This is a genomic window from Sphaerisporangium viridialbum, from assembly GCF_049674955.1.
GTDB classification, from domain to species: Bacteria; Actinomycetota; Actinomycetes; order Streptosporangiales; family Streptosporangiaceae; genus Sphaerisporangium; species Sphaerisporangium viridialbum.
On sequence record NZ_CP187232.1, the window covers coordinates 4,859,979 to 4,881,900 of the forward strand.

The 21,922-nt window shown below is 71.2% G+C and carries 21 protein-coding genes; 10 read left to right on the top strand and 11 right to left on the bottom strand.

Going from position 1 to position 21,922, the window contains the following annotated elements; translation table 11 throughout:
• Positions 1 to 281: 281 nt before the first annotated feature.
• Positions 282 to 647: an STAS domain-containing protein gene (locus ACOZ38_RS21950; protein WP_405148388.1), complete on the top strand. Its 366-nt coding sequence runs from the start codon at positions 282 to 284 to the stop codon at positions 645 to 647.
• A 116-nt stretch (positions 648 to 763) separates the two neighbouring features.
• Here the strand turns inward: ACOZ38_RS21950 and ACOZ38_RS21955 are convergent, their stop codons facing one another.
• The 3 genes from ACOZ38_RS21955 to ACOZ38_RS21965 all read right to left on the bottom strand — a co-directional run bounded on the left by ACOZ38_RS21955 (position 764) and on the right by ACOZ38_RS21965 (position 2,630).
• A complete protein-coding gene (locus tag ACOZ38_RS21955; protein WP_424533068.1) occupies positions 764 to 1,330 on the bottom strand; it encodes an NUDIX hydrolase in 567 nt (188 codons plus the stop codon).
• A 189-nt stretch (positions 1,331 to 1,519) separates the two neighbouring features.
• Entirely contained in the window at positions 1,520 to 1,798 is a 279-nt protein-coding gene (locus tag ACOZ38_RS21960; RefSeq protein ID WP_424533069.1) for a helix-turn-helix domain-containing protein, read from the bottom strand.
• A gap of 55 nt (positions 1,799 to 1,853) precedes the next feature.
• Entirely contained in the window at positions 1,854 to 2,630 is a 777-nt protein-coding gene (locus ACOZ38_RS21965) for a MerR family transcriptional regulator (RefSeq protein WP_424533070.1), read from the bottom strand.
• A 111-nt stretch (positions 2,631 to 2,741) separates the two neighbouring features.
• On the opposite strand from ACOZ38_RS21965, the gene ACOZ38_RS21970 reads away from it, so the two are divergent.
• The gene (locus tag ACOZ38_RS21970) at positions 2,742 to 3,719 is read left to right on the top strand and encodes an aldo/keto reductase (protein ID WP_424533071.1); all 978 of its coding nucleotides are present in this window, start codon (positions 2,742 to 2,744) and stop codon (positions 3,717 to 3,719) included.
• Between the two features lie 164 nt (positions 3,720 to 3,883).
• On the opposite strand, the gene ACOZ38_RS21975 is transcribed toward ACOZ38_RS21970, so the two are convergent.
• From ACOZ38_RS21975 to ACOZ38_RS21990, 4 genes are all read right to left on the bottom strand, one after another.
• Positions 3,884 to 4,927 (bottom strand): DUF4037 domain-containing protein, encoded by a 1,044-nt coding sequence (locus ACOZ38_RS21975; RefSeq protein WP_424537069.1) that lies wholly within the window; start codon positions 4,925 to 4,927, stop codon positions 3,884 to 3,886.
• A gap of 421 nt (positions 4,928 to 5,348) precedes the next feature.
• A complete protein-coding gene (locus ACOZ38_RS21980; RefSeq protein WP_424533072.1) occupies positions 5,349 to 6,080 on the bottom strand; it encodes a GNAT family N-acetyltransferase in 732 nt (243 codons plus the stop codon).
• On the bottom strand, positions 6,077 to 7,507 hold the full coding sequence (gene purB, locus ACOZ38_RS21985) for an adenylosuccinate lyase (RefSeq protein ID WP_405148380.1): 1,431 nt from the start codon (positions 7,505 to 7,507) through the stop codon (positions 6,077 to 6,079). The genes ACOZ38_RS21980 and purB overlap by 4 nt, the downstream gene beginning before the upstream one ends.
• Positions 7,508 to 7,635: 128 nt before the next feature.
• Positions 7,636 to 10,902, bottom strand: coding sequence for an efflux RND transporter permease subunit (locus ACOZ38_RS21990; protein ID WP_424533073.1), 3,267 nt, complete (start codon positions 10,900 to 10,902; stop codon positions 7,636 to 7,638).
• A gap of 128 nt (positions 10,903 to 11,030) precedes the next feature.
• On the opposite strand from ACOZ38_RS21990, the gene ACOZ38_RS21995 reads away from it, so the two are divergent.
• From ACOZ38_RS21995 to ACOZ38_RS22020, 6 genes are all read left to right on the top strand, one after another.
• A complete protein-coding gene (locus tag ACOZ38_RS21995; protein WP_405148378.1) occupies positions 11,031 to 11,480 on the top strand; it encodes a MarR family winged helix-turn-helix transcriptional regulator in 450 nt (149 codons plus the stop codon).
• A 14-nt stretch (positions 11,481 to 11,494) separates the two neighbouring features.
• Entirely contained in the window at positions 11,495 to 12,295 is an 801-nt protein-coding gene (locus ACOZ38_RS22000) for an SDR family NAD(P)-dependent oxidoreductase (protein ID WP_424533074.1), read from the top strand.
• Positions 12,296 to 12,462: 167 nt separating this feature from the next.
• The gene (locus ACOZ38_RS22005; protein WP_424533075.1) at positions 12,463 to 12,831 is read left to right on the top strand and encodes a MerR family transcriptional regulator; all 369 of its coding nucleotides are present in this window, start codon (positions 12,463 to 12,465) and stop codon (positions 12,829 to 12,831) included.
• Positions 12,828 to 13,811, top strand: coding sequence for an aldo/keto reductase (locus ACOZ38_RS22010; RefSeq protein WP_424533076.1), 984 nt, complete (start codon positions 12,828 to 12,830; stop codon positions 13,809 to 13,811). The genes ACOZ38_RS22005 and ACOZ38_RS22010 overlap by 4 nt, the downstream gene beginning before the upstream one ends.
• A gap of 129 nt (positions 13,812 to 13,940) precedes the next feature.
• Positions 13,941 to 14,549 (top strand): RNA polymerase sigma factor, encoded by a 609-nt coding sequence (locus tag ACOZ38_RS22015; RefSeq protein ID WP_424533077.1) that lies wholly within the window; start codon positions 13,941 to 13,943, stop codon positions 14,547 to 14,549.
• Positions 14,546 to 15,175 (top strand): hypothetical protein, encoded by a 630-nt coding sequence (locus ACOZ38_RS22020; protein WP_424533078.1) that lies wholly within the window; start codon positions 14,546 to 14,548, stop codon positions 15,173 to 15,175. Before ACOZ38_RS22015 ends, ACOZ38_RS22020 begins: the two co-directional genes overlap by 4 nt.
• A gap of 36 nt (positions 15,176 to 15,211) precedes the next feature.
• On the opposite strand, the gene ACOZ38_RS22025 is transcribed toward ACOZ38_RS22020, so the two are convergent.
• From ACOZ38_RS22025 to ACOZ38_RS22040, 4 genes are all read right to left on the bottom strand, one after another.
• Entirely contained in the window at positions 15,212 to 15,961 is a 750-nt protein-coding gene (locus tag ACOZ38_RS22025; protein WP_424533079.1) for an ABC transporter permease, read from the bottom strand.
• A 15-nt stretch (positions 15,962 to 15,976) separates the two neighbouring features.
• Entirely contained in the window at positions 15,977 to 16,993 is a 1,017-nt protein-coding gene (locus ACOZ38_RS22030; RefSeq protein ID WP_424537070.1) for an ATP-binding cassette domain-containing protein, read from the bottom strand.
• Positions 16,994 to 17,104: 111 nt separating this feature from the next.
• The gene (locus tag ACOZ38_RS22035) at positions 17,105 to 18,001 is read right to left on the bottom strand and encodes a siderophore-interacting protein (protein ID WP_424533080.1); all 897 of its coding nucleotides are present in this window, start codon (positions 17,999 to 18,001) and stop codon (positions 17,105 to 17,107) included.
• A gap of 31 nt (positions 18,002 to 18,032) precedes the next feature.
• Positions 18,033 to 20,333: an ATP-binding cassette domain-containing protein gene (locus ACOZ38_RS22040; RefSeq protein ID WP_424533081.1), complete on the bottom strand. Its 2,301-nt coding sequence runs from the start codon at positions 20,331 to 20,333 to the stop codon at positions 18,033 to 18,035.
• 73 nt (positions 20,334 to 20,406) lie between these two features.
• Here ACOZ38_RS22040 and ACOZ38_RS22045 point away from each other — a divergent pair, with 73 nt between their 5' ends.
• Both ACOZ38_RS22045 and ACOZ38_RS22050 read left to right on the top strand, forming a co-directional pair.
• On the top strand, positions 20,407 to 21,219 hold the full coding sequence (locus ACOZ38_RS22045; RefSeq protein ID WP_424533082.1) for a TetR/AcrR family transcriptional regulator: 813 nt from the start codon (positions 20,407 to 20,409) through the stop codon (positions 21,217 to 21,219).
• 172 nt (positions 21,220 to 21,391) lie between these two features.
• Positions 21,392 to 21,886, top strand: a complete 495-nt coding sequence (locus tag ACOZ38_RS22050) for a universal stress protein (protein ID WP_424533083.1) — start codon at positions 21,392 to 21,394, stop codon at positions 21,884 to 21,886.
• The last annotated feature ends 36 nt before the right edge of the window (positions 21,887 to 21,922 follow it).

Here is a 21,922-nt window from a genome sequence, read left to right on the forward strand (position 1 = left end):
TCGCGGCGTCGTCTCGCGCGCGAGCTGGCCGGAAGGCCCCTGGGGTTCACCCACGACCACGCACGAGGAGGGGTGGCATGGCATCCCGTGGCCTCGGCGCGCGGTCGCCTGCCCGAGATCGTCTATGAGTGGGCAGGCGTGCCCGCTTCGCATATCGTCACCGACGTGGAACATCTGCTGCCGGGAACCGGGCCGGGTCCGGGCGGTGACGGCGCGGCGCGCAGTGTCGTGAGCCCGCCATCCTCTGCCAGATCCGCGACCGCCTCGTGAATGGGTCACCAATGAACTTCACCGTGCACATCGACGCCGGGGCCGCGGACGCCGGCCCTTCCAAGGTGCGCACCCTGGTGCTCACCGGGGAGCTGGATCACGGCAGCGCACCCCATCTGCAACGGGCTCTCGAGGACGCTTACGCCGAACGCTGCCGCCACCTGGTCATCGACGTCACCGGCCTGGCCTTCTGCGACTCCACCGGCATCAGCGTCTTCCTCGGCGCGCGCCGGGCCATGACCGCCCGCGAGGGGAGCGTCGCGCTCGCCGGCCTCAACCCTCGCATCGAGAGGATCTTCCATCTCACCGGGCTGGCCCGGGCCTTCTCGATCTACCCCACCGCCGAGGAGGCCCGCGCGGCTGTCATAGCCTCGTGAGCACCGGCTTCCTGAGCCGATCGACCACGCAGCGCAGCCCGTCCCCTGGCCCTGCGATACATCGCCGGCATGGCCCGCCGTCGCCTCGGCGGGCCGTACGGGGGCCTCGGCGGGGGTCAGGCGAGTAGGCGGGCCACCCGGGACAGGGTCTCGCGCACGTTCTCCTCCGTCGTCAGGGCGTACGCCTCTTCGATGGACAGCCACCGCAGGAGCGCCGACGGGTTCTCCGGCCGGACCGCCTCTGGCGTGCCGGTCGTGAGGACGAACCGCAGGTCGGCGTGCTCGTGGGCGGCCTCGTGCGGGGCCGCGGGCACCGGGACGATGACGACGTGCACGATCTCCGCGCCCGGCCAGGGTGCGAGATCCGCCAGACCGGTCTCCTCCCTGCCTTCGCGGAGCGCGACGGCCAGAGGGTCGGCCTCGCCCGGATCGCCGTGCCCGCCGACCTGGAGCCATGCCTGCTGGCGCGCGTGCCAGCGCAGCAGCACTCTGCGGGTCGGCGGGTGGACGATCAGCGCGGACGCGGTGACGTGCAGGGCCGTCGAGCGGTGCCACGGATCACCGGCCGCAGGCAGCGCGAGGGTCCGCTCCAGGTCGGCCGCCTCCCCTGGGGTCAGGGGCCGGTACCGGGACAGCGATTCGACCAGCGGATCAGGTGTGTCGAGATCATTCGCGATTGCCATGCCACTCCCCGAGGTTCATCGTTTCCACGCCGCAACGCCACGTTCCGTGCGCGGAACGAACCGGACCGAGCGTACGGAGCGCGAACCGGGCCAGGCCGCGTGGGGACGGCGCAGGCAGCGCGTGCGGGCTCGCTGAGGCTCGCATACGCGGAAAGCCTCTCGCAAACGATTTAGGCGGCCACCGCCCGTCTACCCGGCCAGCCTGCCGGAGCCGTACCGCGTCGTGTGCTCGGCGCAGACCGCGGCCAGGGTGTCCAGGGAGATGCCGAGCGCCTCGGCGAGGGCCGAGACGGTGAAGAACGCGGGCGTCGGGATCCGGCCCGTCTCGATCTTCCGCAGGGTCTCGGCGGAGATCCCCGCGGCGGTCGCGACCTCGGCCATGCTTCGGTCGCCACGCGCCTGGCGGATGAGGGAGCCGAGCAGCTCACCGCGGCGTCGTTCGGGCCCGGTCAAGGGGATGCGCACCATGAGACCCATAGTAGCGTGATTATTATACCGGTATTAAATGCGGCGGACCAGTTCGTCATGAATCCTCCAGTTGGATCATCAGGTGGGTGATCAGATCTTCGGGCGCGGTGGTCACGGGGTCGGAGATGTAGACCTCGCGAATCGGGCCGGGCGCCCCGTGCCCGCGTTCGGCGCACCAGGCGAGCAGGGCGTGCGCGGTCAGGCCGATCTGGTCGTACGGGCCTGTGTGCACCGCGCGGGCGAACACGCCACCGGGCAGCAGCCCGAGGGCCACCCCCGGCGGCGGCTCCTCCCTTCCCTCGACGACCGCCGCCACGGTGACGGGGATGTGGTCGCCGAAGTCGACCGGGAACAGCCCGATCAACGGCGCCCGGAGGACCGCCGCCAGCCTGGCCACGCACGCCGAGGTGACCCGGCCGATGTCCTCGGGCCCATCGGCGACGCCCTCCACCGTGGCGACGCGGTGCGCGGGTTCGCGTACCACGCTCACCTCGGCGGCGGGCAGCCCACCGGTGAGGACCCGTTCCAGGGTGGCGAGCGCCCTCCTGCGCCGGGCGAGCTCCGCCTCCAGGTCCTCCCGGACCCTGCCGAGCGCCTCGGCCGGGGACGCGCCCGACAGGACGTCCCCGATCGCGGCGAGCGGCACGTCCAGCGAGCGCAGCAGCCCGATGGACAGCGCCTCGCGCGCCTGCCCCGCGTGGTAGTAGCGGTAACCGCTGGCCGGGTCCACGAAGGCCGGGGCCAGCAGCCCGAGGTCGGCGTAGTACCGCAGCTGCTTGACGCTGAGCCTGCACAGCCGCGCGAACCTTCCGATCGGCATCAGGTCGTTCATGGGCCCAGCATGTCCTCTCCCCCGGCGGGAGATCCAGCCGGACCTGGAGAGGCCGCCCGGCCCGCTCACCGGCGGCACGAGCGCCTCGGCGGGGCCTTTACGATCGGGGTTGTGGAAAACCGTGAACTGGGCAGAACGGGCAGGCAGGTCGGGGTCGTCGGCCTCGGCGCGTGGCAGCTGGGCGCCGACTGGGGCGAGGTCGGTGAGGACGAGGCGCTCGCGACGCTGAACGCCGCCGTCGACGCCGGGGTGACGTTCGTCGACACCGCCGACGTGTACGGCGACGGCCGCAGCGAGCAGATCGTCGGCCGGTTGCTCAAGGAGCGGCCGGGTCTGACCGTGGCCACCAAGATGGGCCGCCGCGTGCCGCAGGAGCCCTCGGCCTACACCCTGGACAACTTCCGCGCCTGGAACGACCGGTCGCGGCACAACCTCGGCGTCGACACCATCGACCTGGTGCAGCTGCACTGCCCGCCGACGGCGGTGTACTCAGACCCGGCCGTGTACGACGCCCTCGACAGCCTCGTCGAAGAAGGCAGGATCGCCGCCTACGGGGTCAGCGTGGAGACCTGCGAGGAGGCTCTCACCGCGATCGCGCGGCCGAACGTCGCCACCGTGCAGATCATCCTCAACGCCTTCCGCCTCAAGCCGCTGGAGCGCGTCCTTCCCGCCGCGATCGAGGCCGGGGTCGGCATCATCGCGCGGGTGCCGCTGGCCAGCGGGCTGCTGTCGGGCCGCTACGACGAGCACACGCGGTTCGCCGACGACGACCACCGGGCGTTCAACCGCCACGGCGAGGCCTTCGACGTCGGCGAGACGTTCTCGGGGGTCGACTACGCCACCGGTCTCAAGGCCGTGGACCGTCTCAGGCCGCTGGTGCCGGAAGGCATGACGACCGCCCAGTTCGCGCTGCGCTGGATCATCGACCAGCCCGGCGTGAGCGTGGTGATCCCCGGTGCGCGCAACGAGCGTCAGGCCATGGGCAACGCCGCCGCCGCGGACCTGCCCCCGCTGGACGACGCCACCCGCGCCGCGGTCGCCGAAGTGTACGACGACCTGATCCGCCCCCAGGTCCACCACCGCTGGTAGACCCCGGTGCACCCGGCTCCCAGACCGGAGGCGCGTCCCCGCCTGGACCCGCGTTCCGCTGAACGCACCAGGACCGGGACGAGGTCAGCCGGGCACCGGTGGTGTCCCCGAGCCTCGGCGACACGTGCCTCTCGCGACACCGGACACTCAGGCGATTCACCAGGTCAGGCGGGGGCGTGGACGGCTCGGGTCAGGGCCAGCGATCGGGTGGGGTCGCTGAGCACGTCGGTGCTGTCGCAGAACTGGTCCACCGATCCCGCCGGTGACAGGGACCGCACCGACGGGCCGACCGTGCCCAGCAGCGCGTCGGCGAACCGGCCCGCGCCGATCACGCGGAACGGCCGGTCGAAGTACGGCCGTACAGAGGCGTCCAGCGGCTCGGTCAGCGCCAGCCGGTTGTGCAGCGCGGCGACCCGCTGGTACGCGCGGCTCAGATGCTCCTCGCGTTCGCGCCACCCCCGCGCGGACAGCGCCGACGCGAACATCTCCTCCAGCTCCGCCGACCCGGACATACGGGCGAACGCGCTGCCCAGCCACTTGGCGTACGGAGGGTAGCGGCGGCGCATGAGCAGGCACAGCCGCATCAGATCCTCGATGAGCCGGGCGGTGACCACCACCGACCCGAGGTCGTCGCCCACCTCGCCGCACCGGCCGGGGAAGCTCTCGATCTGGGCGACGCGCCGCCATTGGCAGGCCAGCACGTACCGCCAGATCTCGCCGGGATACCAGCGCAGGTTCGCCCGTGCCCTGCCCAGCTCGCCGAGCCCGTCGTGGAAGACCTCGCCGCTGGTCATCTCCGCCAGGCGCTGCCAGGACACCCCCAGCCAGTCCGCCGTGGTGATCTCGCCGCGCGGGTCGAAGCCGAGCCGTGCGCGCGCCCATGACCCGAACCCGGTGACGAGGACGCCGTGCCGCACCGGGTTGCGGTCGGACCCGAACGCCGTCGGATATCCCCCGAACCGTTCGGGCAGCCCGCCGTCCAGCCGGGCCGACAGCCCGGCCACCAGGGATGGTTCCACGAACACCAGGACCCGTGGGCCCCAGTCGTGGTCGGTCGAACGTTCGGTGTCGAAGGCGAGCACCTCCGAACCGGGGCCGATCAGCGCGGCGCCATGGGGCACCTCGCCGATGAGCGGTTGGACCACCTCCGCGTAGAACGCACGCGACAACTCTCGGCCGGGAACGAAGCCAGGAACGAAATCGGACATCACTCAATAACTGTGCATGGCGAACCTTCAAGCTTCACCTGGTTTTCCCACGCCCTCTTGCGGCACCCGATCCCCCGGCCAAAAGCGTCAGCCAGATCAACCGGCCAGAGCCACGAAGCTCCACCGCTTCCCCCAGGTCTCCCCGCCCGCCCATCGCCCCTGGGTCCCGGCCCACATCAGCCGCCCCGGCAAACCCCGGTGCGGTCCACGTCGGGAAGGTGTCAGGGGTCCTGGTGCAGGGCGAGTCGCCGGTCCATGGCGGTGTTGTCGCGGAGGGCCCAGTGTCCTACGACCCTGCCGTCGCGTACGTGGACCAGGTCCATGCTCGTCACCTCGTAACGCCGGAGGCCGTGTGGGTGCCCCGGCTGGTGTACCGGTTCACCGAAGTGCCGCCGGACCGAATGTCTCAAGGGTTGGTGCGTCAGGTGGTGTGGGCGGCGGCGACGCTTCGGCGGCGCATGCCGAGGCGTTCGTAGACGCCGATGGCCGTGTGGTTCCAGGAGTCCACGATCAGGGCCACCCGGCCATGCTCGGCCAGCAGCGTGCCGAGCAGGAACCGGCAGACCGACTCGGCGTGCCCCCTGCCGCGCTCCCGTACGGCCGTCGCCACCCCCGCGATGAACCCCGCCCCCGGCGCCGTCCAGGCGTCCGCCCCCACGGAGGCGAGGGCCCCCGCGTCCGTACGGACGCCCGCCCACCTCCGTACGCCCGGGACGCCGGGCGCCGCGTAGGAGCCGGGGTTGGCGTCGGCGAGCAGCGCGGCGACCTCCGGCGACTCCTCCTCGGCCAGCCAGCTCGCCTTGCCAGGGTCGACCGGCGGCGGGCCGCCGGTGTCCATCCAGTCGAACACGCCCGCCAGCCGCAGCCCGCCGACCCGCTCGGCCAGGCCGCGCACCAGGGACTCCTCCCCCAGCGGGCGGAACGAGGGCCCCGACTCGGCCAGGGCATGCCGTACGAGCGGGACCGCGTCATCGAGCGGCCCGGTGACGAGCATCCGGTCCCGGCGCGACAACCCGGGGCTCACGACGGCGATCGCCTCGCCGGACGCGAACACCCGCACCCCGGGGCCCATCCCCTGCGCCGCCCACACCGTCATGAAGTCGTCCCCGGAGGCCGAGACGACGTCGCCGGCCTCGGTGAGCTCTCGGATCACAGGATGGCGCCCGGACGGTAGGCGGCGGCCTCCGGGTAGCGGGCGGTCACGGCGCCGACCCGCGACACGACCTCGGCCACCTGCCCGGCCGCCGCACCGGTGAACGGCGCCGGGTCGGCCAGCAGCGCGTCCAGGGCGGGACGGTCCAGCGGGAAACGATCGTCCGCCGCCAGGCGATCCAGCAGGAGGTTCGGCGCGCCGCTCTCGCGCATCGCCAGCGCGGACGACACCGCGTGCTCCTTGATCAGCTCGTGCGCGGTCTCCCTGCCCACTCCGGCACGCACCGCCGCCATGAGCATCTTGGTCGTGGCCAGGAACGGCAGGTAGCGGTCGAGCTCGGCCGCGATCACGGCGGGGAACGCCCCGAACTCCGACAGCACCGTCAGCATGGTCTCCACCAGCCCGTCGAAGGCGAAGAACGCGTCGGGAAGCGCCACCCTGCGCACCACCGAGCACGACACGTCGCCCTCGTTCCACTGGTCGCCGGCCAGCTCGCCCGCCATCGAGGCATAGCCGCGCAGCACCACCGTCAGGCCGTTGACCCGTTCGCAGGACCGGGTGTTCATCTTGTGCGGCATCGCGCTGGAGCCGACCTGGCCCTCCTTGAAGCCCTCGGTGACCAGCTCGTGCCCGGCCATCAGCCTGATCGTCTTGGCCAGGCTGGACGGCGCCGCCGCCAGCTGCACCAGCGTCGTCAGCACCTCGTAGTCCAGCGACCGGGGGTACACCTGCCCGACGCTGGTGAGGCCGGTGGCGAACCCCAGGTGCCGCGCCACCCGCTCCTCCAGGGCGGCCAGCTTGGCCTGGTCGCCGCCGAGCAGGTCGAGCATGTCCTGCGCGGTGCCCACCGGGCCCTTGACGCCGCGCAGCGGATAACGGGCGATGAGCTCCTCAAGCCGGGCGAACGCCACCAGCATCTCGTCGGCCGCCGTGGCGAACCGCTTGCCGAGCGTCGTCGCCTGCGCCGCCACGTTGTGCGAGCGGCCCGCCATCACCAGATCGGCGTGCCCGGCCGCGAGGTCCGCCAGGTGGGCGAGCAGCGCCACGCAGCGGTCCCTCACCAGGACGAGGCTGTCGCGGATCTGCAGCTGCTCGACGTTCTCGGTGAGGTCGCGCGAGGTCATGCCCTTGTGCACGTGCTCGTGGCCGGCGAGGTCGTTGAACTCCTCGATGCGCGCCTTCACGTCGTGGCGGGTCAGGCGCTCGCGCTCGGCGATGGAGCCCAGGTCGACCTTCGCGGCCACGGCCTCGTAGTCGTCGACGACACCGGGGGGCACCTCGACGCCCAGCTCGGCCTGCGCTCTCAGCACGGCCAGCCACAACTGCCGCTCGGCCAGCACCTTGTGCTCGGGCGACCACACATGGGCCAGCTCCGGCGAGGCGTAACGGGCGGCGAGGACATTGGGGATACGCGGCTTGGCGGTCACGTTGCCTCAGTCTATGGGGCCCGGCCGCTGGTGGCGGCGACCGGCCCACCACCTCCCGCCGTCCCGCCCGGGAACGACGGCGGGCCCCGTCCTCCCCGCGAGCGGAGGGGACGGGGCCCGCGTACGACCTACCGGGAGGCGAGGGCCTCCTTGTCGTACACCGTCACCTCCGGGTCCTGAGTCCCGCCGGAACGGCCGCGGAAGCGCTCCTTGGTGCGCTCGACGATCGTGTACAGCGTCGGCACCAGCACCAGCGTCAGCAGCGTCGAGGACACCAGGCCCCCGATCACCACGATCGCCAGCGGCTGGGAGATGAACCCGCCCGACCCGGTCAGCCCGATCGCCATCGGCGTCAGCGCGCAGATCGTCGCGATCGCGGTCATCAGGATCGGCCGCAGGCGGCGCCTGCCGCCCTCCACCACCGCGTCGACCACGCCCATGCCCTGCTCGCGGTACTGGTTGATCAGGTCGATCAGCACGATCGCGTTGGTCACCACGATGCCGATCAGCATCAGCATGCCGATCAGCGCGGGGACGCCCATCGGGGTGTCGGTCAGGCGTAGCAGCCCGATCGCGCCGGTCGCCGCGAACGGGATCGACACCAGCAGGATCAGCGGCTGCACGAAGCTGCGGAACGTCGCCACCATGATCATGAAGACGATCGCGATCGCCGCCAGCATCGCCAGGCCCAGCTGCGCGAACGCCTCGTTCTGGTCGGCGCTCACCCCGCCGATGGTGTAGGTCACCCCGGCGGGCAGCGTCAGCGACTTCATCCTGTCGGTGATCTTCGCCGTCACGCTGCCCAGGTCGCTCGCCGTCGCCGCCGCCGAGACCGACGCCGTGCGGTCGCCGTCCTTGCGCGTGATCTGCGTCGGGCCGGCGACCTGCCGCACCTCCGCCACGCTGGACAGCTTGACCATGCCGGACGCGGACGGCAGCGTCAGCGCCCGTATCGCGGCCAGGTCGCCTGGGGCGTTGCCGCCGGCCCGCAGGATGATGTCGTTCGCCCGGCCGTCCAGCGTGACCTGGCCGATCGGCGCGCCACGGAACGCCTGCGCGACGGCCTGCCCGATGCCCGCCTCGGTGAGCCCCTTGGCCGCCGCCTTCCGCCTGTCGACCCTGACCTCGACGCGCGGCGCGCTCGCCTCCAGGTTGGAGCTCACGTCACGCAGCCCGTCGATGCGCTTCATGGCCGCCACCACGGTGTCGGAACCCGACTGCAGCGACGACTGGTCGGGACCCTGAAGGATCACCTCGGCCCGGTCGGAGGCGAACCCGCCGCCGCCCTGGCCGCCGACGGTGACCTGGCCGACGTCCCGCAGCGCGGCCAGCCGGTCGCGCAGCGTCTGCTCGAGCACCGGGGTGTCGACGCCCTCCGCGACCGTCACAGAGAACGACGCCCTGTCGGCCGAACCGCCGACGCCACCGGAGAACGCGCCGCCCGTGCCCACGTTGACCTGGTACGACGCGATGTCCCTGATGGCGGAGAGCACTTCCTCCACCTTCTTGGCCGCCGCGTCGGTGGTCGCCAGATCGGTGCCGGGCGGCATCTTCTGCGTCACCGAGATCGTGTCGTTGCCCGAGGAGTCGATGAAGTTCGTCTTCAACCCGGGCGCCAGCGCCAGCGTCCCCACGAAGATCGCGAACCCGACGAGCAGCGTCACGAACCGCCGCCGCGTCGCGAACCTCAGCACCGGCAGGTACATCCTCTGAAGAGGACTGCGCAGCTCCTTGGCCTCCGCCCGCGCCCGTACGGCCCGTGCCTCCTCCGCGGAGAGCCTCGGCGCCCTGAGGAACCAGTACGCCAGCACCGGGATCACCGTCAGCGCGACCAGCAGCGACGCGAGCAGCGCCACCGTCACCGTGATCGCGAACGGCGCGAACAACTGGCCGATCATGCCGCCCACGAACGCGATCGGCAGGAACACCGCCACCGTGGTGAGCGTGGACGCGGTCACCGCGCCGCTCACCTCGCGCACGGCCGTCAGGACCGCCTGGCGCTTCTCCTCGCCGTACGCCAGGTGCCGCTTGATGTTCTCCAGCACCACGATCGAGTCGTCCACCACCCGGCCGATCGCGATCGTCAGCGCGCCCAGCGTCAGCAGGTTCAGCGAGTAGTCCCCCACCCACAGCGCGATCAGCGCGATCACCACCGACAGCGGGATCGACACCGCCGTCACGATCGTCGAGCGCAGCGAGAGCAGGAACAGCAGGATGACGATCACCGCGAACACCAGGCCGAGCAGGCCCTCGGTCGACAGGTCCTCGATCGACCGCTCGACGTACGGGGCCTGGTCGAACACCACCGTGATCTCGGAGGCGTCGCCCAGCGCCCGCGTCAGCCCGGCCAGCTTGCCGTTCACGTCGTGGGAGATCTGAACGGCGTTGCCGTCGGGCGTCATGGTGATCGACATGCCGAGGCTCGGCTTGCCGTCGGTGCGGGTGACCGTCGTCGCGTCGGCGGGCTTCTCCTCGATCGTCGCGACGTCGCCCAGCTTGACCGGCTTGGGTGCGGCCGGGGCCGCCTGAGCCGGGGCCGCCTGAGCCGGGGCCGGCTGAGCCGCACCGGTCCGCGAGGCGCCCGCCGCCGCCTGCCCCTGGCCGCCCGACCGGCCCTGGGCCCGCGAAGGGGTCTGGGGCTGCGCGGCCGGGGCCTGCGGCGTCAGGTACAGGTTCTTCAGGTCGTCGATGGAGGAGATGCGCCGCCCGATCTGCACGGTCAGCGCCTTGCCGCCCTCGGTGAGCGTGCCCGCCGGGATCGGCGTACCGTTGGCCCGCAAAACCTCGGGGATCGAGGCCGGCGACAGCCCGAGGAACGCCATCTTCAGAAGGTTCGGCGTGATGACGACCGTCTGCTTGCTCGCCCCGGTGACCGCGACCTCGCGCACCCCGGTGACGCCCTGCAGGTCGGGGACCGCGATGCGCTCGAGCTTGTCCAGCATGCCGCGCTGGTCGCCGCCGTCGCTCACCGCCAGCACCATCACCGGGATGTCGTCGGTGTTGCCCGCCACCACCGTCGGCTCCACGCCGCTCGGCAGCTGGGCACCGAGCCGCGCGACCGCCTGCTGCAGCTTGCCGACCGCGGCCTCGACGTCGGTGCCGTACTCGAACGACACCTGGATCTGGGCCGAGCCCTCCCGGGAGGTCGAGGTGATCTCGGTGACACCGGCGATGCCCTGCAGGCTGCTCTCGACAGGCTTGGTGACCTGCTCCTCGACGATGTCGGGAGAGGCGCCGGGGTAGGGCGCCACGACGAACGCCCCCGGGAACGACAGCGAGGGCAGCAGTTGCTGCTTCAGCGAGGGGATCGCGAAGGCACCGAACGCGCTGACCACAACCGCGATCATTATGACCAGGCTGCGGCTGGCGAGGCTCAGCCTTGCCAAAGCAGTCATAGACGTGGACCTTCCGGGACTTTGCGAAAGACAGGAGTTTTGGGCAATGCTAACACTTCGCCTTGCACGAATATTTAGCTCCGCCGTGAACTCCTGGTAACCTGATCAAGCCCGGGCGAGAGGTAGAAGTGGACGAGAGAGAAGAGCTGATCGCTCGGATCGGCGAGTCGCAGGACGCCCTCGCGCGAGTCTTCTCCCACGACCGCTCCATGCCGCTGCTCGCCCTCAACCTGACCATGCAGCAGCTCAAGGTCGCCCTCATCCTCGCCAACCGCGGCTCAGTCTCCGGCCAGGAGCTCGCCCACACCCTCGGCACCGGCCTCGGCACCGTCACCGGCATCGTCGACCGCCTCGTCGCCCAGGGGCTCGTCACCCGCCGCGAGGACCCGAGCGACCGCCGCATCCGCAGGGTCGAGCTCACCGACGCGGGGCGGCGCATGACCGAGGAGCTCGCCGACGCGGGCCTCGCCAGCTACCGCCGCCTGCTCGACCGCCTCGACCTCGACACCCTCCGGCAGCTCGAAGACGTCATGCGCAAGCTCCGCACGGCCGCCGCCGAGCTGTACGGCACCTGGTGATAACTTCTGGCCCCATGATCTCCCCACCCGACGCGCCAGGCCCGGAAGGCTACCTCAAGGAGCTGTTCTCCCTGTCCGGCCGCACGGCCCTGATCACCGGCGGCAGCTCCGGCATCGGGCACGCCATCGCCGAGGCGATCGGCCGCGCCGGGGCCGCCGTCGTCATCGTCGCCCGCAGGGAACGCGAGCTGGCCGACGCCACCGAACGCCTGCGCGACCACGGGGTGCGCGCCGCCGCCATCAGCGCCGACCTCGGCGACCCCGAGGCCGTCCAGCGCGTGTGCGACCAGGCCGCCACGTTCTTCGGCGAGATCGACATCCTGGTGAACGTCGCCGCCAACAACATCCGCCGCCCCATGAGCGAGCTCACCCCCGGCGACTACGACGCCACCATGCGGGTCAACATCACCGCCCCGTACCTGCTCGGCCAGTACTTCGGCCCCCGCATGGCCGCGCGCGGCTGGGGCCGCATCATCAACGTCGGCTCGCAGCAGTCGATCAGCGCGTTCGGCGACAGCGGCGCGTACGGCGTCAGCAAGGCCGCGATCACCGGCCTCTCCCGCTCGCAGGCCGAGGCGTGGTCACCGCACGGGGTGTGCAGCAACACCATCGTGCCCGGGTTCGTGCTCACCCCGCTCACCGAGCCCGCACAGGCCATCCCCGGCTGCGTCGAGGCCCTCGCGGCCCGTTCCATGACCGGGCGCAACGGGCTGCCCGCCGACTTCACCGGAGCCGCCGTCCTGCTGGCCGGCGACGCGGCGGCCTACATCACCGGCCAGACGATCTGCGTCGACGGCGGCTTCTCCGTCCACTAGCACCAGATCGAGCCGATCCCGTCGACCAGAAGGGGACGAGCCGGTGAACGCGCCCAGGTCCTCGGCCATCACGTTCATCGGCACGACGCCTTTACAAAGTAAGTCATCTTGATCGACTTGACTTGGAGTGCGCTCCAACACCGAGACTGGAGGACATGGACGAGGGGATGACCATCGCCGAAGTCGCGCGCCGCACCGGACTGACCGCCCACACGCTGCGCTACTACGAGCGCGCGGGCCTGCTGCCCTCCCCGCCCCCGCGCGGGGTCAACGGCCACCGGTGCTACACCCAGCGCCACCTCGACTGGGTGGTCCTGCTCTCCCGGCTCCGCGCGACGGGCATGTCGATCGCCGGCATGCGGCGCTACGCCGAGCTCGCCGGCAGTGGCGTCCCGACCTCGGGCGAACGCCTGGAACTCCTCCTCGCCCACCGCGCGCAGGTCACCTCCCGCATCGAACAGCTCCGGGACGACCTGACGCTCATCGACCACAAAATCGAGATCTACCGCAAGAGCATCGAGGAGAATCACGCATGAAGCAGCGAACCCTCGGACAGGGCCTGACCGTCTCCTCCCTCGGCCTCGGATGCATGGGCATGAGCGAGTTCTACGGCCCGGGCGACGAGGCCGAGTCCATGGCGACCCTCCACCGGGCCCTCGACCTCGGCGTCACCTTCCTCGACACCGCCGACATGTACGGGCCGTTCACCAACGAGCGGCTCGTCGGCAGGGCGATCGCCGGACGCAGGGACGAGGTCGTGCTGGCCACGAAGTTCGGCATCCAGCGCGCCGAGGACGGCACCCGCATCGGCGTCAACGGCCGGCCCGACTACCTCCGCCAGGCGTGCGACGCCTCCCTCGATCGGCTGGGCGTCGACCACATCGACCTGTACTACCAGCACCGCGTCGACACCACGGTCCCCGTCGAGGAGACCTGGGGCGCGCTCGCCGAGCTGGTCGCCGCGGGCAAGGTGCGCCACCTCGGCATCTCGGAGGCGTCGCCGGACGTCGTGCGCCGCGCTCACGCCGTGCACCCGATCACCGCAGGCCAGTACGAGTACTCCCTGTTCACCCGCGACCCCGAGGACCAGATCCTCGGCACCTTCCGGGAGCTCGGCATCGGGCTCGTCGCCTACAGCCCGCTCGGCCGGGGGCTCCTCACCGGCGCGATCACCAGCACGGAGCAGTTCGACGCCACCGACTTCCGCGCGCACAACCCCCGCTTCCAGGGCGAGAACTTCGCCGCCAACCGCCGGCTGGTCACCCAGATCCAGGAGGTGGCCGAGGCCAAGGGGGTCACCCCGGCACAGCTGGCCCTGGCCTGGGTGCTCGCCCAGGGCGAGGACGTGGTGGCCATCCCCGGCACCAAGCGCCGCACCTACCTGGAGCAGAACGTCGCCGCCCTCGACATCGCGCTGACGCAGGACGAGCTGGCCGCCCTGGAGAAGGCCGCCCCGAGGGACGCCGTCGCCGGCGAACGCTACGCGGCGGGCAGCGTCCCGCAGATCAAGTCCTGACGGACCACACCACACCGCCGCGCTCGCGGCGACCATGGCGCCGACGGGCCACCGCCGCCGGCGCCATCGCACTTTCCGGTGAACTTGTCGGAACCCGGCGGAAGCCGCGGACAGTACCTCTATGTGGATATGTCGATACGCGTCCGGATACGTGATGGGGACAGCGAGGCGTTCGAGCGCCTCTTCGATGAGTTCTCCCGGTCGGTGTACGGCCACGCCTTCAGGCTGACGGGAAACTGGTCGGCCGCCGAGGACGTGATGTCGCTGACGTTCCTCGAGGCCTGGCGGCTGCGGCAACGGATCGACGCCGAGGGCGGCTCACTGCGTCCGTGGCTGCTGGGCATCGCCACCAACGTCGCGCGCAACGCCCGCCGCGCCGCCCGCAGGTCGGATGACGCCCTGTCCCGCATGCCCAGAGGTGAGGACGTTCCCGACTTCGCCGACGAGGTCGTCGGGCGCATCGACGACGCCGAGCGGCTGGCCGCGATCCGGCAGGCGTACGGCTCGCTGCGCCGCCAGGAGCGGGAGGTCTTCGCGCTCGTCGTCTGGTCGGGCCTCGACTACTCCGAGGCGGCCGAGGCACTGGGCATCCCGGTGGGCACGGTCCGCTCCCGGCTCTCCAGGGCTCGGAAGAAGCTGGAGAACCTTTCGGCCGGAGTGGAACCGCCACCGCCGTCCCGACAGGAAAGAGGTGACCGCGACATCGCGGTCCGGTCCACGAAGGAGGAGCACCGATGAACGCAGGCGAGCGAGACGAGCTGGCCAGGCTTCTGCCGTTTCAGGTCGAGCCGGAGCTCCCCCAGGGCCGGCACCGGCAACTCAAGGAGTTCGTCATGACCGAGATCCATCAGCACGACCGACCTGCCAAGCCGAAGTGGCGCCTTTCGCGCCCCGCCGTCCTGGTCCCGGTCCTGGCCACCGCCACCATCATGGCGATCGCCGTGCCGCTCGCCTTCGGCGGCGGTGCCCAGGCCTACGCCATCTCCAGAACGGACGACGGCCTCATCAACATCATGATCAACGAGGCCAAGAAGCCCAAGGACCTTCAGGCGGACCTGCGGGCCATGGGCCTCAACGCGGTCGTGGACTACATCCCCACGGGCAAGGAGTGCAGCCCGCAGCCACGCAGCCAGGACTTCGTGTCCGATCAGGAAGCTCCCCTCGCCGTCTTGCCTCCGCAGAAGGGCCAGGACTTCACGATCAACCCCAAGGTCGTCAAGCACGGCCAGACCGCGGTGCTGGAGTTCAGCGTCTACGAAGGGCCGGACATGACGATCGCCCAGGGCTCCGCGCGCGTCTCCAACGGACCCGTGGCCGACTGCGTGCTGGTCGACAGCACCGAGGCCCCGCCCCAAAACGGCTGACAGACGAGCCTCAGGCCGGCTAGCCCACGGCCAGCGCTAGCCGGCCAGCTTCTTCATCGAGGAGACCGACCAGGTCATGGTGAGGGCGCCCAGGACCAGGGTGAGGCCGAAGGCCAGCGGGATCGAGGAGTCGGTGAAGTCGCCGTCGAACAGCGACCTGCCCGCCTCGACCGCGTGGTAGAGCGGGTTGAAATTGGCCAGGGTGCGCATCCACTCCGGCGCGAGCGACATGGGCAGCATGATGCCGGTCAGCAAGATCAGCGGCAGCGCGAAGAACTGCATGATCTGCCCCATGCCGTTCTCGTCGCGCAGCGCGAGCGCCATGCCGTACGAAAGACCGGAGGCGAGCAGGCCGGTGGCCGCCATGAGCAGCAGCATCACCGCGAGGCCCGGCACGCTGGCCCGCATGCCCATCAGCCACGCCAGGCCGACCACCAGCAGCGCCTGCACGACCAGCACCAGCATGTCGCGCAGGGTACGGCCGAGCACGATCGCGGGACGCCAGGCAGGGCTGACCGCGAGCCGTTCCAGATAGCCGTTGCGGATCTCGTTGATCATGCCGAAGCCCACGAACAGCGAGCCGAACAGCGCGATCATCATCATCACGCCCGGGGTGAAGAGCTTGAGCGTGTCGGCCATGGTGCCGCCGACGGTCGTGTTGGCCACCAGCGGGGCGAACAGCAGCAGGTACATCACCGGCTGCAGGAGCCCGAACAGCGGCCACACGGGGTTGCGCAGGGTGAGCCTGAGCTCGTAGTCGAGGAACAGCAGGGTCTGTCGGAACACGGGGGGTCCTATCGGTCAGTCCGCGTCGCGGAGCGATCGTCCGGTGTGGCGCAGGAAGACGTCGTCGAGCGTGGCCCGGTCCAGGGAGATCGACCGGATGGCGAGGCCGCCGTCCTCAAGGGCCCGCAGCAGATGCGGGAGGTGGTGCTCGCCGTCGTCGACGTAGGCGCGCAACGTCTCGTCCTCGGTGCGGACCTCTCGCACGTACGGCTGCGCGGACAGCAGCGCCCGGGCGGACTCGTTCACGCCGGGCCCTCCCGCCGAGAGCACCCCGCCGGGCCCGGAGGCGACGTCCTCTGCGCTGTCTCCCAGCTTGAGGGTGACGACGTCGCCCGCCACCTCCTTCTTGAGCTCGGCCGGGCTGCCCTCCGCCACCACCAGGCCGTGGTCGATGATGACCAGCCGGTCGCAGAGCGCGTCGGCCTCCTCCAGGTAGTGGGTGGTCAGCAGCACGCTGGTGCCCTGCCTGCGCAGGGAGCGCACCTCGTCCCACAGGTTCGCGCGGTTCTGCGGGTCCAGCCCGGTGGTCGGCTCGTCCAGGAAGAACAGCGGCGGGCGGTCGACCAGGCCGACGGCGAGGGAGAACCGGCGCTTCTGGCCGCCGGACAGCGTCCTGACCGGCCGGTCGGCGAACTCGGCGAGGCCGAACGCGGCCAGGAGCTCCTCGCTCCTGGCCTCCGCCTGCCTGCGCGACATGCCGCCGAGCCGCCCGGCGAACACCAGCCCGGCGCGCCCGGGCGAGTTCTCGTCCAGGCCCCCGGCCTGGCCGACGTAACCGATGCTCCTGCGCACCTTGCCCGGCTCCCTGGCCACGTCGTGGCCCGCGACCCTGGCGGTGCCCGCCGTCGGCGGGATGAGGGTGGCCAGCATCCTGATGGTCGTGGTCTTGCCCGCGCCGTTGGGCCCGAGCACGGCGAAGATCTGCCCGGCCTCCACCTCAAGGTCGACGCCCCTGACCGCCTCCACCTGCTCGGTCCTGCCACGGCCCCGCCGGGCGGTGAACGTCTTGCGCAGCCCACGCGCCTCGATGATCAAAGGATCCTCCGTCCAGGACGGCTCGCGCCGTCCGCTCGATCGGCCGGCGAGCCCGGCGTCAGAAGTGGGGTCGAACCCCACCGTGCGGGCTCACCTGCCTCCTCAATGTCAGCCGTTCTCGCGGGCCTGGGCGTCCGCCGACAGTTCCCGCGCGCGTGCCAGCAGCTCCGCCGCGTCGGTGAGGTCCTGCTCGGTGGGGGCGTCGTCCTGGGTCAGCCTGAGCCGCCAGTAGCCGGTGAAGTCGATCGACCGCTTGTCCACGCCGCGGTCGCCGACCAGGTGCCGGCGCAGCGCGCGTACCGTGCCCGCCTCGCCGGCGAGCCACGCGAACACCCGCCCCGAGGGGAACTCCGCACCGCGCACGGCCTGGAGCAGCGCGTCGCCGTGACCGGGGGGCACGTGCCCGCGGTGCACCCAGTGGACGCTCACCCGGCCGCGCGAGGCGAACGACTGCTCCTCGGCCGCGCCGCCGACCTCAACGTAGGCCACGGCCCGGAAACCCTCGGGCAGCGACTCGACCAGCGTGCCGATCGCCGGCAGGGCCGCCTGGTCCCCGGCCAGCAGCAGCCAGTCGCTCGCGCCGATGGCGGCGCTGAGCGGGACGGGCCGGGCGAACATCGCCGACGGGCCGAACCTGCCGAGGACGTCACCGGGCCGCGCCGACTCCGCCCACCGCGCCGCCGGGCCGGCGTCCCCGTGCAGCACGAAGTCGATGTCGACCGTCTTGCGCTCGCGGTCGGCGGCCCGGATGGTGAAGCTGCGCATCCACGGCCGCTCGTCCTCGGGGATCGCGTTGAAGGCCTCATACCAGCGCATGAAGTCACCGCCGGGCTCCGGCAGCTTCGGCACCGCCTGGCCCGGCTTCGGGAAGTAGAGCTTCACCTGCTGGTCGGGCTCGTCGCCGATCGCGGCGGCGAGATCACCCGCGTCGAAGGTGACCCGCGCCATGTGCGGGGTGACGCGCCTCACATCGGTGACCGTGATCAACGAGACGGCCAGGTCCATCGAATCCTCCATAAGACAAAGGTGGGGTCCGCTATGCTCCGGCGCCCTTGAGATAGGCGCGCAGGTGCCGGGCGGTGAGCGAGTCCCCATGGGCGACGAGGTCGGCGGGGGTGCCGGTGAACACCACCCGGCCGCCGTCGTGACCGGCGCCGGGGCCGAGGTCGATCAGCCAGTCGGCGTGGGCCATCACGGCCTGGTGGTGCTCGATCACGATGACGGTGCCGCCGTCGTCGACGAGCCGGTCGAGCAGGGCCAGCAGCCGGCCCACGTCGGCCAGATGCAGGCCGGTGGTCGGCTCGTCCAGCACGTACGTCGTGATCTTCTCGGCCATGTGGATGGCCAGCTTGAGCCGCTGCCGCTCGCCCCCGGACAGGGTCGTGAGCGGCTGCCCGAGACCAAGGTAGCCCAGGCCCACGGAGTCGAGCCGGTCGAGGATGACCCTGGCGGGACCCGAGGGGAAGAACCCGAGGGCCTCGGCCACCGGCATGCCGAGCACCTCGCTGATGTCCTTGCCGCGCAGCTTGTAGGTGAGCACCTGGGGGGTGAACCGCTTGCCCTCGCACTGCTCGCAGACCGAGGCCACCCCGGCCATCATGGCGAGGTCGGTGTAGACCAGGCCGATGCCCTTGCAGGTGGGGCACGCGCCTTCGGAGTTCGCGCTGAACAGGGCGGCCTTGACCCCGTTGGCCCTGGCGAAGGCGGTTCTGATCGGGTCGAGCAGGCCGGTGTAGGTGGCCGGGTTGCTGCGGCGGGAGCCGCGGATCGCGGACTGGTCGACCACGACCACGCCCGCCCTGCCGCGAAGCGAGCCGTGGATCAGCGAGCTCTTGCCCGATCCGGCCACGCCGGTGACCACGGTGAGCACGCCGAGCGGGATGTCGACGCTCACGTCCTTGAGGTTGTGCAGGCTCGCGCCGGTGATCGGCAGCCGCGCGTGAGAGGTGCGCACGTGCTCGCGAAGCCGGGCCCGGTTGTCCAGGTGGCGCCCGGTCAGGGTGCCCGAGCCCCGGAGCCCGGCCAGGTCACCGGTGAAGCACACCTGCCCCCCGGACGGGCCCGCCCCCGGGCCGAGGTCGACCACGTGGTCGGCGATCTCGATCACCTCGGGCTTGTGCTCGACGACCAGGACGGTGTTGCCCTTGTCGCGCAGGCGGAGCAGCAGGTCGTTCATCCGCTGGATGTCGTGCGGGTGCAGCCCCACCGTGGGCTCGTCGAAGACGTAGGTGACGTCGGTGAGGCTGGAACCGAGGTGGCGGACCATCTTCACCCGCTGGGCCTCTCCCCCGGACAGGGTGCCCGACTCGCGGTCGAGGCTCAGGTAGCCGAGGCCGATCTCGACCAGTGAGTCCAGCGTGTTGAGCAACGTGCCGAGCAGCGGCGCGACCGACTCGTCCTCGATGTCCCTGAGGAAGGCCGCCAGGTCGCCGATCTGCATGGCCGAGCACTGGGCGATGTTGAGCCCGCCGATCGTGGCGGCCAGCGCGGCGGGGTTGAGCCTGGTGCCGCCGCACGCGGGGCAGCCGGTGAACTTCACGGCCCGGTCGAGGAACGCCCGGATGTGCGGCTGCGCCGACTCGCGGTCCTTGTCGAGGAAGACCCGCCGCACCTTGACGACGAGCCCCTCGTAGGTGGTGTTGACGCCGCCCACCTTGATCTTGGTGACGGGCTTGTACTGCAGGAGGTCCTCCCACTGGGTGGGGCTGTAGTCCCTCAGCTTGACGTCGGGGTCGAAGAACCCCGACTGGGCCACGATCTGCCAGTACCACGAGCCGACCGCGAAGCCTGGGACGGTGATCGCCCCCTCGTTGAGCGAGAGGCCGACGTCCACGAGCTGGGTCACGTCGATGTCGGACACCCGGCCGAGCCCCTCGCACTCGGGGCACATGCCTTCCGCGCTGTTGAAGCTGAAGGCGGACGAGGTGCCGGCGTGCGGGGTGCCGAGCCGGCTGAACATGATGCGCAGCATGGTGTGGGCGTCGGTCGCCGTGCCGACCGTGGAGCGGGAGTTGGCCCCCATGCGCTCCTGGTCGACGACGATCGCGGCGCTGAGGTTGCGCAGGGCGTCGACGTCGGGCCGGCCGAGGCTCGGCATGAACGACTGGACGAACGCCGTGTAGGTCTCGTTGATCAGGCGTTGCGACTCGGCGGCGATGGTGCCGAAGACCAGAGACGACTTACCCGACCCCGAGACGCCGGTGAAGACCGTGAGCCGCCGCTTCGGGATGTCCAGCGAGATGTCCGCCAGGTTGTTCTCCCTGGCCCCGCGCACCTCGATCACGTCGTGGCCGTCCGCGGCGTCCCGCCCGTACCCGCTGGGCTGATCGGGATCCATATGTCGCTCCTGATATCCTTACGCCATAAAGAGATAGCCTGGCAAAGTTACTTTATGCCATAAGGAGTTGCAAGTGGTCGTCTACGCGGGACAGGGCGATACGCACCGTTCGATGGCCCTGCTGTGGCGCGCGGCGGGATCCGGGCCGGTCCGCACCGGCCCGGGCCCCAAGCCGGGGCTGAGCGTGGACCTGATCGTGGACACCGCCATCGCCGTCGCCGACGCCGAGGGCATGGCGGCGCTGTCCATGCGCGCGGTGGGCGAGCGGCTCGGGCGCACGGCCATGGCCCTGTACACCTACGTCCCCAGCAAGAGCGAGCTGGTCGACCTGATGTACGACCGGGCGCTGGCCGAGCTGCCCACCGGGTACGAGGCGGGCACGGGCTGGCGGCCGGCCACGACGGCCTGGGCCGAGGACACCTGGGCGTTCTACCTGCGCCATCCCTGGGTGCTGCAGGTGTCGCAGGCGCGCCCGGTGCTCGGCCCCAACGAGTACGTCTCGCTCGAGACGCTGCTGCGCGTCCTGCGCGAGACCGGGCTGGGCGCCGGGGTGCTGCGGCGCCTCGTCGGGACGCTGTTCCACTTCGTGCGCGGCGCGGCGCAGACGATCGCGGAGTCACGGCAGGCCGCGGCGGCGACCGGGGTGTCCGACGAGGAGTGGTGGTTCACCCGCTCGTCCCTTCTGGAGCAGGTCGCGCCCGACTTCGCCGAGCGGTTCCCGATGGTGACCTGGCTGCAGCTCAAGGCCGCCGAGGACGAGCACGCGGCGGGGGACGACACGGTGCCCTATCTGGAGCGGGAGGCGAGGAAGACCTTCGAGGCCGGCCTCGCCGTCGTCCTCGACGGCATCGAGGCGGCCGTGAAGGGAGCCGGGCCACGTTCCTGACGCCTTTACTTTGTAGATTGAGAGCCGGGATCCCCGCCGGGCACGGGCTTCCGGACCCTCACAGAGAGCCGTCACGTCCTGTGCAGAAAATGTGACATTTAGTGGTGATTTTCCCAGCGCTTTGGCGGGACGTCACTCCGGGCAGGCGATGCTCGATGAGGAGGAGGTTCCCGTGACGCACAACACGACCCGGCCACGCATCGTCGTGGGCGTGAGCCACTCCCCCGCCGCGACCGCCGCACTGCTCTGGGCGCTCGGTGAGGCCCGGCTGCGAGACGCGGTGCTCCAGCCCGTGCACGCCTGGCAGTGGTCCGGGCAGCATCGCGCCTCGTACGCGCCGATGGGCTCCTGGCGCTCCCATGACGACGAGTACGAGGCGGCCAGGGCGCAGACGCGCGCCATCGTGGCCCAGGTGGCCCCCTCGATCGAGCCCATCGTGGCGCAGGGCCCTCCCGCCCAGGTGCTGCTCAACCACTGCGAGGACGCCGAGATGCTCGTGCTCGGCATCCGCAGGCCCGAGCCGGGCACGCCCGTGACCGCCGCCCCGGTGCTCGCCGCGTGCGTCATGGGGGCCCGGTGCCCGGTCGTGGTGGTCTCTCCCCACGCGGTCGGCGTGCCGGCGTTCCAGTCGTACGACGAGAGCCTCAGCGCGGTGCGGGCCGGGTGAGATCCCGGCCGTACGACGCGGGCCTCAGCGCGGTGC

Excerpts from the sequence above, each read along its gene's own strand:
- ACOZ38_RS22005 (WP_424533075.1), top strand. The coding sequence starts at position 12,463 with ATGACCATCGCCGAAGTCGCGCGCCGCACCGGACTGACCGCCCACACG.
- ACOZ38_RS21990 (WP_424533073.1), bottom strand. The coding sequence starts at position 10,902 with ATGACTGCTTTGGCAAGGCTGAGCCTCGCCAGCCGCAGCCTGGTCATA.
- ACOZ38_RS22000 (WP_424533074.1), top strand. The coding sequence starts at position 11,495 with ATGATCTCCCCACCCGACGCGCCAGGCCCGGAAGGCTACCTCAAGGAG.
- ACOZ38_RS22035 (WP_424533080.1), bottom strand. The coding sequence starts at position 18,001 with ATGGACCTGGCCGTCTCGTTGATCACGGTCACCGATGTGAGGCGCGTC.
- ACOZ38_RS21965 (WP_424533070.1), bottom strand. The coding sequence starts at position 2,630 with ATGAACGACCTGATGCCGATCGGAAGGTTCGCGCGGCTGTGCAGGCTC.
- ACOZ38_RS21955 (WP_424533068.1), bottom strand. The coding sequence starts at position 1,330 with ATGGCAATCGCGAATGATCTCGACACACCTGATCCGCTGGTCGAATCG.
- ACOZ38_RS22010 (WP_424533076.1), top strand. The coding sequence starts at position 12,828 with ATGAAGCAGCGAACCCTCGGACAGGGCCTGACCGTCTCCTCCCTCGGC.
- ACOZ38_RS22040 (WP_424533081.1), bottom strand. The coding sequence starts at position 20,333 with ATGGATCCCGATCAGCCCAGCGGGTACGGGCGGGACGCCGCGGACGGC.
- ACOZ38_RS22020 (WP_424533078.1), top strand. The coding sequence starts at position 14,546 with ATGAACGCAGGCGAGCGAGACGAGCTGGCCAGGCTTCTGCCGTTTCAG.
- ACOZ38_RS21975 (WP_424537069.1), bottom strand. The coding sequence starts at position 4,927 with ATGTCCGATTTCGTTCCTGGCTTCGTTCCCGGCCGAGAGTTGTCGCGT.
- ACOZ38_RS21960 (WP_424533069.1), bottom strand. The coding sequence starts at position 1,798 with ATGGTGCGCATCCCCTTGACCGGGCCCGAACGACGCCGCGGTGAGCTG.
- ACOZ38_RS22015 (WP_424533077.1), top strand. The coding sequence starts at position 13,941 with ATGTCGATACGCGTCCGGATACGTGATGGGGACAGCGAGGCGTTCGAG.
- ACOZ38_RS21950 (WP_405148388.1), top strand. The coding sequence starts at position 282 with ATGAACTTCACCGTGCACATCGACGCCGGGGCCGCGGACGCCGGCCCT.